The 13,787-nt window shown below is 36.7% G+C and carries 13 protein-coding genes and 1 tRNA gene; 6 read left to right on the top strand and 8 right to left on the bottom strand.

Annotation, left to right across the window (positions count from 1 at the left end):
- The first annotated feature begins 1 nt into the window (after nucleotide 1).
- Nucleotides 2-967, top strand: a complete 966-nt coding sequence (locus FJA49_RS13200; protein ID WP_140001388.1) for a hypothetical protein — start codon at nucleotides 2-4, stop codon at nucleotides 965-967.
- Nucleotides 968-1,032: 65 nt separating this feature from the next.
- On the opposite strand, the gene FJA49_RS13195 is transcribed toward FJA49_RS13200, so the two are convergent.
- Nucleotides 1,033-1,320: a hypothetical protein gene (locus FJA49_RS13195; RefSeq protein WP_140001387.1), complete on the bottom strand. Its 288-nt coding sequence runs from the start codon at nucleotides 1,318-1,320 to the stop codon at nucleotides 1,033-1,035.
- 156 nt (nucleotides 1,321-1,476) lie between these two features.
- Between FJA49_RS13195 and FJA49_RS13190 the strand changes: the two genes are divergently transcribed.
- Entirely contained in the window at nucleotides 1,477-1,854 is a 378-nt protein-coding gene (locus tag FJA49_RS13190; protein ID WP_140001386.1) for a ribosomal maturation YjgA family protein, read from the top strand.
- A 102-nt stretch (nucleotides 1,855-1,956) separates the two neighbouring features.
- Complete coding sequence (locus tag FJA49_RS13185) at nucleotides 1,957-2,880, top strand: AraC family transcriptional regulator (protein ID WP_140001385.1); 924 nt, start codon at nucleotides 1,957-1,959, stop codon at nucleotides 2,878-2,880.
- Here the strand turns inward: FJA49_RS13185 and FJA49_RS13180 are convergent.
- The 3 genes from FJA49_RS13180 to FJA49_RS13170 form a co-directional block, all read right to left on the bottom strand.
- Nucleotides 2,873-3,247, bottom strand: a complete 375-nt coding sequence (locus FJA49_RS13180) for a DUF779 domain-containing protein (RefSeq protein ID WP_140001384.1) — start codon at nucleotides 3,245-3,247, stop codon at nucleotides 2,873-2,875. The genes FJA49_RS13185 and FJA49_RS13180 overlap by 8 nt on opposite strands.
- A gap of 49 nt (nucleotides 3,248-3,296) precedes the next feature.
- The gene (locus FJA49_RS13175) at nucleotides 3,297-4,358 is read right to left on the bottom strand and encodes a 2,3-butanediol dehydrogenase (RefSeq protein ID WP_140001383.1); all 1,062 of its coding nucleotides are present in this window, start codon (nucleotides 4,356-4,358) and stop codon (nucleotides 3,297-3,299) included.
- A 78-nt stretch (nucleotides 4,359-4,436) separates the two neighbouring features.
- The gene (locus tag FJA49_RS13170) at nucleotides 4,437-5,942 is read right to left on the bottom strand and encodes an aldehyde dehydrogenase family protein (RefSeq protein WP_140001382.1); all 1,506 of its coding nucleotides are present in this window, start codon (nucleotides 5,940-5,942) and stop codon (nucleotides 4,437-4,439) included.
- Nucleotides 5,943-6,164: 222 nt separating this feature from the next.
- On the opposite strand from FJA49_RS13170, the gene FJA49_RS13165 reads away from it, so the two are divergent.
- From FJA49_RS13165 to FJA49_RS13155, 3 genes are all read left to right on the top strand, one after another.
- Nucleotides 6,165-7,943: an AMP-dependent synthetase/ligase gene (locus FJA49_RS13165; protein WP_140001381.1), complete on the top strand. Its 1,779-nt coding sequence runs from the start codon at nucleotides 6,165-6,167 to the stop codon at nucleotides 7,941-7,943.
- Between the two features lie 118 nt (nucleotides 7,944-8,061).
- Complete coding sequence (locus FJA49_RS13160; protein ID WP_140001380.1) at nucleotides 8,062-9,453, top strand: S41 family peptidase; 1,392 nt, start codon at nucleotides 8,062-8,064, stop codon at nucleotides 9,451-9,453.
- Nucleotides 9,454-9,559: 106 nt separating this feature from the next.
- The gene (locus FJA49_RS13155) at nucleotides 9,560-10,012 is read left to right on the top strand and encodes a VOC family protein (protein ID WP_140001379.1); all 453 of its coding nucleotides are present in this window, start codon (nucleotides 9,560-9,562) and stop codon (nucleotides 10,010-10,012) included.
- A gap of 65 nt (nucleotides 10,013-10,077) precedes the next feature.
- On the opposite strand, the gene FJA49_RS13150 is transcribed toward FJA49_RS13155, so the two are convergent.
- The 4 genes from FJA49_RS13150 to FJA49_RS13140 form a co-directional block, all read right to left on the bottom strand.
- Nucleotides 10,078-10,626, bottom strand: coding sequence for a 3'-5' exonuclease (locus tag FJA49_RS13150; RefSeq protein WP_140001378.1), 549 nt, complete (start codon nucleotides 10,624-10,626; stop codon nucleotides 10,078-10,080).
- Nucleotides 10,627-10,682: 56 nt separating this feature from the next.
- A complete protein-coding gene (locus FJA49_RS13145; protein WP_140001377.1) occupies nucleotides 10,683-12,923 on the bottom strand; it encodes a hypothetical protein in 2,241 nt (746 codons plus the stop codon).
- 245 nt (nucleotides 12,924-13,168) lie between these two features.
- Nucleotides 13,169-13,287 (bottom strand) — tRNA-Gln (locus tag FJA49_RS18455).
- Nucleotides 13,288-13,459: 172 nt separating this feature from the next.
- Nucleotides 13,460-13,780: a hypothetical protein gene (locus FJA49_RS13140; RefSeq protein WP_140001376.1), complete on the bottom strand. Its 321-nt coding sequence runs from the start codon at nucleotides 13,778-13,780 to the stop codon at nucleotides 13,460-13,462.
- Nucleotides 13,781-13,787: the final 7 nt, after the last annotated feature.

Genomic DNA, 13,787 nt, shown 5'->3' with positions numbered 1-13,787 from the left:
GATGAAAAAAATATCATTATTACTTTTAGCCTTTTCACTATTTAACTTTTCATGCAGTTCAGACGATTCTGGCTCTACTCCAGTAACACCAGAACCAGAAGTTACAGACGATTTTAAATTCCTTTCTGTTACTTCTGAGGGCAAAATTTTTGAAATTGGTAATAATACAGGACATACTGAATCCATTGGGCAAATTACTAGTCAACACAATTTGTTAATGTTGCCAACCATGTGCAATATCGGTTCAAAGATTTACACTATGGAAGCTTCCGCTGCGGAACCAAATATTCTTGTTATATATGATAAAATAACCAAGACAACAACAACCCAGCAAATCACGTTACCAGCTTCTATATCATCCACAATGAGAGAACCTCTTATTGCAAGTCTGAAATATAATGGTTCTGAGCTTATAGCTATAGTTGGAGAAAATATGCCTACTAATGCTAGTTCAAATAAAATTATCTCTATTAATCTTCAAAACTATCAGACAACTGATTTAGAAATAGATATCTTTCAATTGTCCATGACGTCAACAGAACTTATCAATAATAATCTTTATGTATCTACCCGAGAAGGTTTATTGGAGATAAATCTGACGACTAAAACAGTAAGGGAGCTTCAAGCAAACGGTACACAAATAGCTGCAACTCGTCTGGCTAAAATCAGCAATACAAAACTAGCTCTGATGCGATTCGTTCCGGGAGTTGTAAACGGTGTTAAGCCTTTCGAATACAATCTGACCAACAATACTTTGATTGAAAAAGAAGCAGGAAACGTAAGTAGTGTAGGACATCCTTCAGGAGCATCTGTGTTTCATAATGGCCAATATCTGAATTTAATTTTCACTGCAGGGAGCAAATTCGGAATCTCAAAAATCAACTATGAAACGAATCAAGCTCAATTTGTAGAACTGAATCATGATATTGTAGGCACTAATGCAATTATTGTAGATATACTTCAATAAATTTTATTTGTAATGCATTTAAAACAAAAGAATCCTTTCATAAACAGAAAGGATTCTTTGTTTTTTTATCGTTTTCCTTTCATCATTACTGATCCGATACCGGTAACTATACCCGAAGCGGCAAAGGCAAACATTCCTGAAGTGATCATTTCCTGACCTACAAATAGGGCATTTTGTGAAATTGCATTATTAAATAATGTTCCTCCTCCTACGCCGGCAATCATTCCAATTACTGACAAAATAGAAAAATCTCTCCATGGTTCTGGATCTGGATGCGGAGGCACTGGAAAACGCCACCAACCCGGAAACTTTGTACCACACCAGCCCATTGCTAAGTAAAATAACATTCCCATACTAATTATGTTTTATATGATGCCTACTCTATTTTTGCTTTTCGGCTTACGCATTAATCATAATCAAATGTAGAAACAGTTATTTTAATGATTATCAGGCTATTCCCTGTTTTTAATAAGTAAAAACACTGTATTTTAGAGGGCAGAATTCATACTATGAAAAAGACAAGACTCTGCTATTTTTTATTTTTCTTAGGAACAATAGCTTTAGGCTTATTATCCCGGACTATAAAAGATATTCCATTATTTATTGGCGACATGCTGTATGCAGTAATGATTTACTTTATGGTGCATTTTCTTTTTCCAAAAGCCAAAACCAGAACAATAGCGCTTGTTTCGCTTTTAGCCTGCTATGCGATAGAAATACTACAGCTATATCAAGCCCATTGGATTGTAAACATCCGCTCTACTACTATAGGACATCTTATTTTAGGGCAAGGTTTTCTGTGGAGTGATATTGTTGCCTATACTTTTGGAATAGGGATTGTTTTTATAATCGAAAGCTTTCTAAAGAAGCCGACTGACAGTCTGTAAAAAAGTTAATGTTCATTGTCTTCAGGAAAAAAAGCGTTACTTTTATAGGAATGGCTTTTCTTCTAAAAAGAAAGTCATTACCCCTAAAAAACTTTGATTGTTATGGCTTTAAAAAATGGAATAATTCTCGATGCTCCTGATCTTTCCAAAGAGAATTCGTTAAAGACTCTGGTCGAAAATCGAACGATACATACCTTAAATCATTGTGAGTTAAATCTTTTTGAAACCTATCAGGAAGCACAGTTGGTTCCATTAAAATTTAATGATCTGGTTGTCACCAGCATGTTGAGAGGCAAAAAAGTAATGCATCTTTTTGATAAGGAAGGTTTTGATTATCTACCGGGTGAAACTGTTATTGTTCCTTCCAATGTAGAAATGAAGATTGATTTTCCTGAAGCTTCAAAACAAAATCCAACCCAATGTCTTGCCTTGGCATTGGATCATTCTAAAATCAGTGAGATATTAAATCTGTTGAATGAAAAATATCCTAAAGGTTCCGATGATTCCTGGCAGCTGAATGCCAATAATTACTTTTTTTACAACAATATAGAATTGGCTGCCTCCATACAAAAGTTGATTAAAGTATGTCTGAGCAATTCTGTAACTAAAGACATTATTGCCGATTTGACCTTACAGGAAATGCTGATTCAAATCATACAGCTCCAAACTCAAAAAGGCGCTCTGGATAACACACTTGTAGATTCCAACCCAACACTTTCTCCGATTATAGCCTATATCAAAGCGAATATCAATAACAATATTAACATGAAAAAACTATCGGATGTGGCTTGTATGAGTACGACTGCCTTTCACCGTTTTTTCAAAAGAGAATTAGGAATCACTCCTGTTGAATTCATTGTGCAGGAAAAAATCAGGATGGCAAAATCCCTTTTGAGCGGACAGAACATCCACGTGAATGAAGTATCTTATGAACTGGGTTTCGAGGATAGCAATTATTTCATACGCCTGTTCAAAAAACACGAAGGTATTACACCTAAGCAATATCAGAAACTCACTATCAATTAAACCGTTCTACGGGTTCTAAATCTTTGGCTTCTTCTTCCGAATACAATCGGGAATGGATAAAAAAGCCAACATCCAAAACGGATTCAAGCGAAAAACTTGCAGCCCTCCCTTCCATAGCATCCAGAGTGAGTTGGGTATGCTTCCAATATTCAAACTGGTCGCCAGCCATATAAAACTTACAGCCTTCAACTTCTCCGATGCAAACATCGTTTGAACCGATCAAAAAACCACCTTTTTCAAAACAATGCGGATAGGATCCTTCGCAACAGCCTCCGCTTTGGTGAAACATCAATTCGCCATATTCTGCTTTTAGCTTTGCAATTACTTCTTTGGCTTTTTCGGTAGCCAGTACTCTTTTTGTAGCCATAATTGATTAAGAAATGAGCTTTCCAATTCAGGAAAGCTCATTTTCCGGGTTAATTGTTAATGTCGACTAATATTTTTACTTCTGACGGATTGCTCACAAGAGCTTCAAAACCATCTCTCACTATATTGTCGAGTTTTATTTTGCTGGTCACTAATTTTTCAACCGGCATTCTTCCTGTGGCAATAAGATTGATAACTTCTGGGAAAATATTTCTGTAGGCGATAATTCCTCTGATAGTAATTTCACGGACAACCTGTGTAAAAGCATCATGGCTTACCGGTTTTCCAAACAAAGCGACAAGCACAGCCGTTCCTCCATTTTTTAAGCTGGCCAATCCGCCATCAAATGTTGCCTGTACTCCAGCTGCATCCAGAAAAATATCAGCACCGCCATTTGTCAAGTCTCTTACTTGTTGCGGAATATTTTCGCTTTTTCCGTTGATTACATAACTGGCTCCAATAGAAAGTGCTTTTTCCAAACGCTTTTCGGCCACATCAACCACTACTACGGTGGTCGCTCCGGCCGCAATAGCTGCCTGCACACATAAAAGCCCGATAGGCCCGGCTCCAAAAATAACACACGATTGTCCTATTTTAAGACCGCTTTGCAAAACCGCATAAACAGCTACTGCTGCAGGTTCTACTAACGCGCCTTGCTCAAAACTCATGGAGTCTGGAATTTTATGTACCATGTAATCTTCAACAACTGTATATTTTGCAAAACCTCCATTTGAGGTTAATCCAACAAAACCAAGAGGTTCTGAAAGATTATATTGTCCGTTTGCTATAAAAGGACTCTCCGGGTTTTTGAAAATAGGCTCAACGACAACCCTGTCGCCTTTCTTTATATTCTTTACATTTTCGCCTACTTCGTTTACGATTCCCGCAAACTCATGTCCCAATGTCGTCACTCCTTTATGTCCGTTAAGCGGATAAGGCTTATCAAAAGGAATCAGCATTGGTCCGTGTGTGTATTCATGAAGGTCGGAACCACAAATTCCTGCAAATTGTACTTCTATCTGTACCTGATTCTTTCCGGGCGACGGTACTGTTGTTTCTTCTACCCGGATATCTTTTGCCGCATGCCAGCGGGCTGCTTTCATATTTGTCATGATATGCTAATTTTATTTGTATTTTTTTTGGAGAATAAAAACACCGCATCTTTAAATGCGGTGCCAACAATTAAATAATTAAAAGAATCCTAATTTCTTTTTATCATAAGAAATCAGCATGTTTTTAGTGCTTCTGTAATGATCCAGCATCATTTTATGGTTTTCACGTCCGAAACCTGATTTTTTATATCCTCCAAATGGGGCATGAGCCGGATAGGAATGATACTGGTTTACCCATACACGCCCAGCCTGGATAGCTCTTGGAACTTGGTACAATTCGTGGGCATCACGAGTCCAAACTCCGGCTCCTAATCCGTATAAGGTATCGTTTGCGATTTCAATTGCTTCTTCAACTGTTTTAAAAGTTGTCACGCAAACCACAGGGCCAAAGATTTCTTCTTGAAAGATGCGCATCTTGTTATGTCCTTTGAAAATCGTAGGCTCAATATAAAAACCGCCATCCAAATCACCATCTAAATGGTTGACTTCACCTCCTAATAGCACTTCTGCTCCTTCTTCTTTTCCTATTTTTAGGTAAGATTGTATTTTCTGGTATTGCTCGTTTGAAGTCTGTGCTCCCATCATGCTTGTCTTATCCAAAGGATGTAATGTCTTGATGGCTTTAGTGCGTTCGATTACCTTAGCGATGAATTTGTCATAAATATCTTCATGAACCAGTATTCGTGACGGACAGGTACATACTTCACCTTGGTTTAAGGCAAACAAAACAGCACCTTCAATTGCTTTGTCAAAAAATTCATCATCGGCATCGGCTACCGATTTAAAGAAGATATTAGGTGATTTCCCTCCTAATTCCATGGTCGAAGGAATAATGTTTTCGGCCGCATATTGCATAATCAGCCTACCTGAAGTGGTACTTCCAGTAAAGGCTACTTTAGAAATCCTTGAAGACGTCGCCAATGGTTTTCCAACTTCAATTCCGTAGCCGTTAACAATATTTAGGACACCCGGTGGCAGTATGTCTCCTATCAGTTCCATCAAAACCATAATCGAAACCGGAGTCTGTTCTGCCGGTTTTACTACCGTACAACAACCGGCAGCAAGAGCCGGAGCTATTTTCCAGGTTGCCATTAAAAGAGGAAAGTTCCACGGAATAATCTGCCCGACAACACCAATAGGTTCGTGCAGGACAATGCTGACAGTATTTTCGTCATGTTCTGCAATAGTGCCTTCATCTCCCCTAATTACGCCTGCAAAATACCTGAAATGGTCAACAACTAAAGGCAAATCTGCCGCCAATGTTTCTCTGACAGCTTTTCCGTTATCAATGGTTTCAACAATAGCCAGATATTCTAAATTGTCTTCGATGACCTGGGCAATTTTCAAAAGCAGATTGCTTCTGTAGGTAGGCGAAGTCTTGCTCCACGATTTAAAAGCTTCGTGTGCCGCGTCCAGTGCCAATTCAACATCTTCTTTACTGGATCGGGCAGCCTGGGCAAATACTTTTCCATCTATTGGAGAAACATTGTCGAAGTATTTTCCATTCACCGGAGGCACAAATTTTCCTCCGATATAATTATCATATCTTTCTTTAAACTGGGGTCTTTTTAGAATATCGCTCATAATTTAATATTTTTAGTTTTATCAAATTTGAGTATTACTAATTACGAATTATAGCATTATTCTATCAAAAAATAGCACAATTCTAATTTTAAGAAGAAAATAACTAAATAACATGCTTTATAAAGACGTATTACTAAACTTATATTAAAATAGTGCATCACTGTTTGAAAATATTGGCATTCTTAATATATTTTTTATAATTTGCAGATAAAATTTACCTCAATGAACAAAATAACACGCTTGTTTGATTTTCCTTATCATCAACAGGAAAAATACAGCATTCCCGATTCGTTGGTTACAAAGTATAATGGAGAATGGATCAAGACTTCTACTGACGAATATATTTCAAAAGCCAATGCTATTTCAAGAGCACTTTTGAGAATGGGAATACAAAAAGATGATAAGATTGCGGTCATTTCATCAAACAATAGAACCGAGTGGCATATTGTTGACATTGGGATTCTGCAAACAGGAGCACAAAACGTTCCTATATACCCTACTATTTCTGAGGAAGATTATGAATATATCCTGAACCACTCGGGTGCTATTTACTGCTTAGTTTCTGATGAAGAAGTTCTGAAAAAAGTAAACGCAATCAAAAATAATGTTCCGAACCTAAAAGATGTGTTTTGCTTTAATACCATTTCTGGATGCAAAAATTGGATGGAATTGCTGGACTTAGGTAAAGACGAAAGCAATCAGAGTGAAGTCGAAGCCAGAAAAGAAAGTGTAACTACTGAAGATTTAGCCACAATCATCTATACTTCTGGAACTACCGGAAGGCCAAAAGGCGTAATGCTTTCTCATAAAAACATCGTTTCTAACGTGTTGGGAAGCGAAAAGAGAATTCCGTTTCTAGCCGGAAAAAGTAAAGCATTGAGTTTCCTTCCTATCTGCCATATTTTTGAAAGAATGGTGGTGTACCTCTACCAATATTATGGTGTTGGAATTTATTTTGCCGAGTCGATTGACAAACTAAGTGACAACCTGAAAGAAACCAAACCGCACGTTATGACGGCAGTTCCAAGGCTTTTAGAAAAAGTATACGATAAGATTTATGCTAAAGGTGCTGAACTAACCGGAATCAAGAAAAAACTGTTTTTCTGGGCTATCGAGCTTGGACTTAAATTTGAACCTTACGGAAAAAATGGTTGGTGGTATGAATTCCAATTGGGAATTGCCCGAAAGCTGATTTTTAGCAAATGGAAAGAAGGTTTGGGTAATAATCTTGAATTGATGGTTTCCGGAAGTGCTGCCTTACAGCCAAGATTGGCAAGAGTATTTGCTGCTGCACAGATTCCGGTAATGGAAGGTTATGGCTTAACAGAAACTTCTCCTGTAATTGCTGTAAACGATATGCGTAACCATGGTTTCAGAATAGGAACCGTAGGTAAAGTAATTGATAATGTTGAAGTAAAGATTGCTGAAGATGGCGAGATTCTTTGCAAAGGCCCAAACATCATGATGGGTTATTATAAAGATCCTGAAAAAACAGCGGAAGCTGTGAAAGACGGCTACTTCTATACAGGCGATATCGGTTTGATTGACAAAGATGGTTTCTTGAAAATTACCGACAGGAAAAAAGAAATGTTCAAGACATCTGGCGGAAAATATATTGCACCACAATTGATAGAAAATGCCATGAAACAATCGCGTTTTATTGGCGAGATTATGGTAATTGGCGATGGTGAAAAAATGCCGGGTGCTTTTATACAACCTGATTTTGATTTTGTAAAACAATGGGCTTCGAAAAAAGGATTATCCATTGGTTCCACAAACAAAGAAATCGTTGCCAACGAAGATGTAAAAAAACGCTTCCAGGAAGAAGTTGATGACATCAACAAAAAATTCGGGCATTGGGAAATGATCAAACGTTTTGAATTGACGCCGGAAGTCTGGTCAATTGACGGCGGGGAACTTACTCCTACTTTAAAATTAAAACGTAAGAACGTTAAGGAGAAATACCAAGACCTATACGACAAAATATATAAAGAAGCTTAAAAATAATACAACCGCAAATTTCGAATTTGCGGTTTTTTGTTTAAATAATTTATCTTAGCTAATGGCAGCGTCTCTACATCTGCTTAGTCATGCCCAAATCTTTTTATTATAAGGAAAAATGAAGAAATTAGTATTACTAATACTATTACTGAATGGTCTGGCGGTTTACAGCCAAAAAAAGTATTCTCCTCAGGAAATGAAAGTCGATATTGACTCGTTGGTACGATATATAGAAGAAACGCATCCTAATCCTTATTACAGGTATTCAAAAAAGAAATTCCAAAAAGACATCCAACAACTAAAAAAAGAGCTGAATACCAATCTAAGCGAAATTGACTTTTATCTTGCCTTCATTAAAATTATTTCCAAATTGAATGATGGACATACCGGAATCGATATTCCTTTAAATTTCTATCTGAAAACAAATCCTTCGCTCCTGCTTTATGAATTTACTCTGTCTCCACAAAAACCATATATCATCACAGGAAAACCGTATACTTCTATAAAAAATGAAATTCCTAAAGACTCTGAGATAATCAGTATCAACAACATTTCATCTGAAAAAATCGTAAAAGATATTATAGCCTTAAATACAGGAGAACGTGATGAATTTAAAGCCGAATACGGTGCCAATTCTTTCTTTTTTTATCTCGATTATCTTTATCATGCCAAAGGAACTTATACCATTGCCTATAAGCTCAATGGAAAAGAACAGAAAATAACTGTAAAAGGCATTCCCTATCAGGATTATGAAGAGCAGGCTAAAAACCTGAAACAAGAAAATAGTGAAAATGAAAATCATCAGAATGGTAAAAATTATACCCTGAAACTAATTCCCGAAAAAAGTACGGCTATCATCAGTTTTCAGATTTTTGACTGGGATGGTTTTCCAGAATTTTGCAAACAGGCTTTTACAGAAATAAAAGACAAAAAAATTGAAAACCTGATTATTGATATCCGAAACAATCTTGGAGGCGATTCGGATGTAGGCGACGAACTGTTTCAATTTTTCATGAACCATCCCTACAAGCAATACGATCGCGTGATTGGAAAAAACAGCCGATTAATCAAAGAACGAATTCGGGCACATGAAAGAAATGGAAAGATCCTTACATCAAAAGATTTGGCCACCCTAAAAAAGGCAGAAGGAGTTTACGATACGATTGTATACGAAGAAATCCCAATCCGTGAAAATCCGCTGCGATTTAACGGCAAGGTATGTCTGTTGACCAGTGCCCAAACCTTTTCTTCTGCAGCAGATTTTGCCCAATGTTTCAGCTATTACAAAAGAGGAAAAATCATTGGTGAAGAAACCGGTGGACTAGTCGTGAGTTATGGTGATATCGTATCACATCAGCTTCCAAACACCAAATTATTTATTACAATTTCCAGCAAATTATATTACAACGTAGGAACTAAAGTAAACGATTGGCATGGCGTTATTCCTGATATTAAAACACCTAGTAGTAAGGCACTTGATAAAGCTTTAGAAATAATCCAAAACCAGTAATCATAGTTCTTTTAATGTCAATAGTCCTATAAACTTTTATTATAACAAAGCCCTTTCTGCAATATGAAGAATGACTAATTTTGGTTATCAATAAATTACTATTCTTATGATAACCGGACTATACGAAACCCATATCCAAGTCAGTGACCTGACAAAAGCAGTTCAATTTTATACCGAAATATTAGGATTACAATTGGCACATTATGATGAAACCAGACCTATAGCTTTTCTTTGGATTGGCGAAGGAAAAAAGGCCATGCTGGGACTATGGGAACAAAAGGAATCTTTACAGACCCGACATTTTGCTTTTACTTGCGATATTGAATTTATACAACAGCATTCTGAGCTCTTTTTAAAAAACAACCAACTACAGCCTTATAACTTCCTTAAAAATGGTTCATCAGCGCCAATGGTATTTGCCTGGATGCCTGCATTGGCTATTTATTTCAACGATCCTGACGGAAACCAATTGGAATTCATCTCGCTTCTTGAAGGAAATGGTCAACCTGAATTAGGCGTACTATCCTATGATCAATGGCTGGAATTGAAAAAATCATAAACCTATTATTTTTTTACCTGTTTAAATTATAAAAACCATGAATCGTGATGATTCATGGTTTTTTGTTATTGGTTCTTTAGGCACCAATGCAATATTTTAGCAATATTCTTTGCATCATCAACACCTCTGTGGTGTGTTCCTTCAAGTGGTATTTCAAGAATATGCAGAGCGCCATTCATACCTGTTGGTTTTGACAATCCTTTTGTTTCAGCAAACAAAACCTTCACATTAATATGGTCGTTACCCATTGGATAGTTCACGCCAAAGGACATGCATTGTCTTTTCAGCATATTTATATCGTATTGACCGTAACTCGCCCAGGTATATAAATCCGGATTGTATTCGTCAATAAGTTTTTCAATGGCTTCTTCAAACAACACGCCTTCTTTATCCAATAAATCCTGGGTTATAGTTGTAAGTTCCGTACAAAACGGACTAACCGTTGAACGTTGCGGCTTGATTAAAATACCCTGATTTTTAGAAATTTCGCCTGTAGCTGTGTCTAACAGGCTCAAGCCTATTTCTATAATTTCATTTACTTCCCCCTCGGGAATTTGACCTTTCCAGCACGTAGCTTCAAGGTCTATAATTATAATTTTATCTGTTGTTTTCATTTTGTTTTACTTTTTATAAACCACGAATTCATTGAAAACAAATTCGTGGTTTTAATTTAATCTATTAATAACTGCGTTACAGCAGCTGCATTTATCGCCCATTGAGCATCATAAACTTCATCCGCATTTAAGGATTCGATAATCTCCAAACCTTGAGCTTCTGCTTTAAGTTGTAGCAGACTACCGATATTCAATTTACTGCTCAATTTTGATAATAAAGCCTGAACTCCTTTATAATCCAAACCTTGAACAACCTGACCTCCAAAAGTCATCTCTAACCAAACGATTTCTTTTTTGGCAACATCGAGTACACCAAAAACTAAACCTTTTGCTACGTTTTGAGTTACTCTTACCTGATGGTCAACACAAGACGGATCATAAGCTACGCCTGTTTTCTCCGATATTTTCATCGGATGTTTACTATTCATCCATCCTACAACAAGGTTTGGACTAATGTTTCCATTGCTATAGGCATTACACGCAAAAGTCACAAACTTTGCACCCGCCTTTTTCAACTCATCGATATTGATGTTGATATATTCTGCCGTACCAATTTTATTTGGTATGCTTCTGATATCACCACTATGCTTACAACCGATTGTATTTAATCTGCTGAACGAGCATATATCTAACTTGTTTTCATAAGCAATATGGCAGCTTAAGTCCATATCCAAATGCTGGGCTGGCAAATCTTTACCCCATTGCATAAACAGTCTCACTTCATTACCTTCGACTGGGAAACGTGCACCCATCAAAGCAACTGGCAAATCCTGAACCGTATCACTTCTATCTCCAATAGAAACAGGAATATTGAATAATTGCGGATCGATATACATTGTCTTGTTATCATTTGCAACCGCAGCAAATCTTTTTTTCATTGCCAGAATACACAAATCTTCAATCTGACTTTTCATCGCCTCTAATTGCTTTTCATCATATAAACCCAATAAGATATTGGCATCAATTCTCTTATTAGTTCCTCCTAATGGCTTCACGCTTCTTTGTATGTTTTTATCAAAATAATTTTGGGCATACATGTTTAGCGTGAATAGCAACCTTGCAGGGATTTTATCGATAATCTCCGTAAAGTGGGCAATTGTTTCGTCAGAACCAAACCAAAGCATGTTAGAGAATAAAGAACGGGCAAATAGACCCGGACGCTGCTTTAGCAAAGCAAATGTCTTTTCGGCATCCATTTTTAAACGGTAACGGTTTACGTCTGCCTGCCAAACATCATAGGCCTGGTTATAGAAAACATCCAACAATTCGCTTAGTTTTTCAAAGTCTTTTCTTTTAGCGTATTCTGCCAAACGCAAAGCTCTGATAAAGCGAATCCACATTCCTCTTTTCGGGTGCATCATTTCACACATTGCCTCCACATCCATATCCAATTTGTTTAGCCAATTGGCTACCATCAGACATTCTTTTCTAGAGTATTTAAGCTTCAAATCATTTTTGGCAATCAATTTAGATTGAGCGCTATTATCTGCTGGTATAAAAATATGCTTTCCGTTTCCTTCAACTCTTTTTATGATAGTTTTTGGCTCTATGATTTGTAGCAAGCCCGTTTTCTTGAACCATAAATATCGTAAGATATCTGTTGGAGTCTTGAAATATTGAACTGCTTTTTCTTCTTTATCTTCTTCAATCAAAGTATCAATTACTAAAACTAAAGTTTCTTTCATACCGATTTCTACTTTTGGCAAAGGCAAATAATGCAATAATACTTTCAAGCTTCCCACCTGAGTCGCATCAAGAGCCGTTTTAGATTGCAACAACGAATTGAAATAATCATTCAATTGCTTTTCTGTCCACAATTCCAATACTTTTAATTTGCTCCCTTGTCCAAAGTTTTCAATAGTACCAAATTCAAACGGAGTACCACAAAACGGGCAACCATTATATCTTTCTAAAGGAAAAGTATTCTTTGGAATGATATGACCGCATTGCAAAGCAGTTCCTTTGTTTGTCTTGAAAACATTAGCAATCATCGTAACAATATGATCAAAAGTAGATTCACCGGTTGGAATATTCCATTCCTTAACCAACGGAGTCCAATTTTTATCGATACCTAAAACTGTTTTTAAAGTTTCTAAAACTTCTATTTTATAGCTTGGATTAACGTTATTCAAAGCATGCAATAAAGTTTCTGAAAAAGTAAATCCCAGTTTCGAAACATTCGCTAATAATACAGCTGTTGGAGCAGACAATATTTTGCTATCGTTTGCTATTAATTCATTCGGAATAAAGATTGCATTTTGGCGCAAACTGATTTTTAATAGTTCTTTTGTTTTCATTTTGTTTTTGGTTTTAAATTAGATAATTGTGTTTCTGGTTCTACCTAAAAGAGTTTTGAAGTAAGAAACACTTGACCTTATTTTATTCTTGAAGATAATGGAATAGCTGAATCAATGTAATTTGGTGGGTTTCCCCTGGAGTAAGCTAATCTTGACCTTCTAAATTAATGGTGATTTAAAAACTTGCCGGATTCGAACCGGAAATTCCAATTTTCTGAAGTAAGTTTTTATTGACCATTACTTTGTGGAGCAGGCGGGACTCGAACCCGCGACACGGACATCAAAAGTGTAAGAAGTAAGTTTTTGTTGACCTTTTCAGATAATTTCAAAAACTGACCTGCTCTACCTACTGAGCTACTGCCCCATAATTTTAAAAAAGTTAGCTGGTAATCGGGTAAGTGCTATCTTGGAAGGTTATTCGAAGTAACTCACGCTTGACCTTGCTAACTTATTTTATATTTCAATGAACTTGTTGTTTTATTACATGACAAAGATTTCAAAACCACTGCGCAATTATTTTGCGCAGTGAATTAAATTTATAGAATTCCCAGTCTTTTCTGGTGTTCACGGTCTCTTTGTTCAATAGCTCCAAAGGGACTTCCTTTGAAATAGCCTATATTTACAAACCCATTTTCTTCAGTTATGAGCGACTCTTTCCTTGTAACAGCTCCTGTATATTTAGAACCATAATTGCCCGTAAGCTTTTTTGTAGCCGGATCCAGATCGCCCCATTCGGGTGTCTTCCCATTATAGATAGGCTCAACAAAATAAATAATACCTGTTAGCCTGGACTTCATCAGAAAACGTCCCGTTTCATCCGTGTTTGTCAAAAACCTTTTTAAGATGTCTTGTCTCATGATTAGT

It is taken from the genome of Flavobacterium microcysteis (assembly GCF_006385255.1).
Lineage (GTDB): Bacteria > Bacteroidota > Bacteroidia > Flavobacteriales > Flavobacteriaceae > Flavobacterium > Flavobacterium microcysteis.
This window is presented reverse-complemented; position numbering and strand designations above follow the sequence as displayed.

What these genes read in the sequence shown, in the direction of transcription:
- FJA49_RS13200 (WP_140001388.1), top strand. Translation starts at nt 2, where the DNA reads ATGAAAAAAATATCATTATTACTTTTAGCCTTTTCACTATTTAACTTT.
- FJA49_RS13195 (WP_140001387.1), bottom strand. Translation starts at nt 1,320, where the DNA reads ATGGGAATGTTATTTTACTTAGCAATGGGCTGGTGTGGTACAAAGTTT.
- FJA49_RS13190 (WP_140001386.1), top strand. Translation starts at nt 1,477, where the DNA reads ATGAAAAAGACAAGACTCTGCTATTTTTTATTTTTCTTAGGAACAATA.
- FJA49_RS13185 (WP_140001385.1), top strand. Translation starts at nt 1,957, where the DNA reads ATGGCTTTAAAAAATGGAATAATTCTCGATGCTCCTGATCTTTCCAAA.
- FJA49_RS13180 (WP_140001384.1), bottom strand. Translation starts at nt 3,247, where the DNA reads ATGGCTACAAAAAGAGTACTGGCTACCGAAAAAGCCAAAGAAGTAATT.
- FJA49_RS13175 (WP_140001383.1), bottom strand. Translation starts at nt 4,358, where the DNA reads ATGACAAATATGAAAGCAGCCCGCTGGCATGCGGCAAAAGATATCCGG.
- FJA49_RS13170 (WP_140001382.1), bottom strand. Translation starts at nt 5,942, where the DNA reads ATGAGCGATATTCTAAAAAGACCCCAGTTTAAAGAAAGATATGATAAT.
- FJA49_RS13165 (WP_140001381.1), top strand. Translation starts at nt 6,165, where the DNA reads ATGAACAAAATAACACGCTTGTTTGATTTTCCTTATCATCAACAGGAA.
- FJA49_RS13160 (WP_140001380.1), top strand. Translation starts at nt 8,062, where the DNA reads ATGAAGAAATTAGTATTACTAATACTATTACTGAATGGTCTGGCGGTT.
- FJA49_RS13155 (WP_140001379.1), top strand. Translation starts at nt 9,560, where the DNA reads ATGATAACCGGACTATACGAAACCCATATCCAAGTCAGTGACCTGACA.
- FJA49_RS13150 (WP_140001378.1), bottom strand. Translation starts at nt 10,626, where the DNA reads ATGAAAACAACAGATAAAATTATAATTATAGACCTTGAAGCTACGTGC.
- FJA49_RS13145 (WP_140001377.1), bottom strand. Translation starts at nt 12,923, where the DNA reads ATGAAAACAAAAGAACTATTAAAAATCAGTTTGCGCCAAAATGCAATC.
- FJA49_RS13140 (WP_140001376.1), bottom strand. Translation starts at nt 13,780, where the DNA reads ATGAGACAAGACATCTTAAAAAGGTTTTTGACAAACACGGATGAAACG.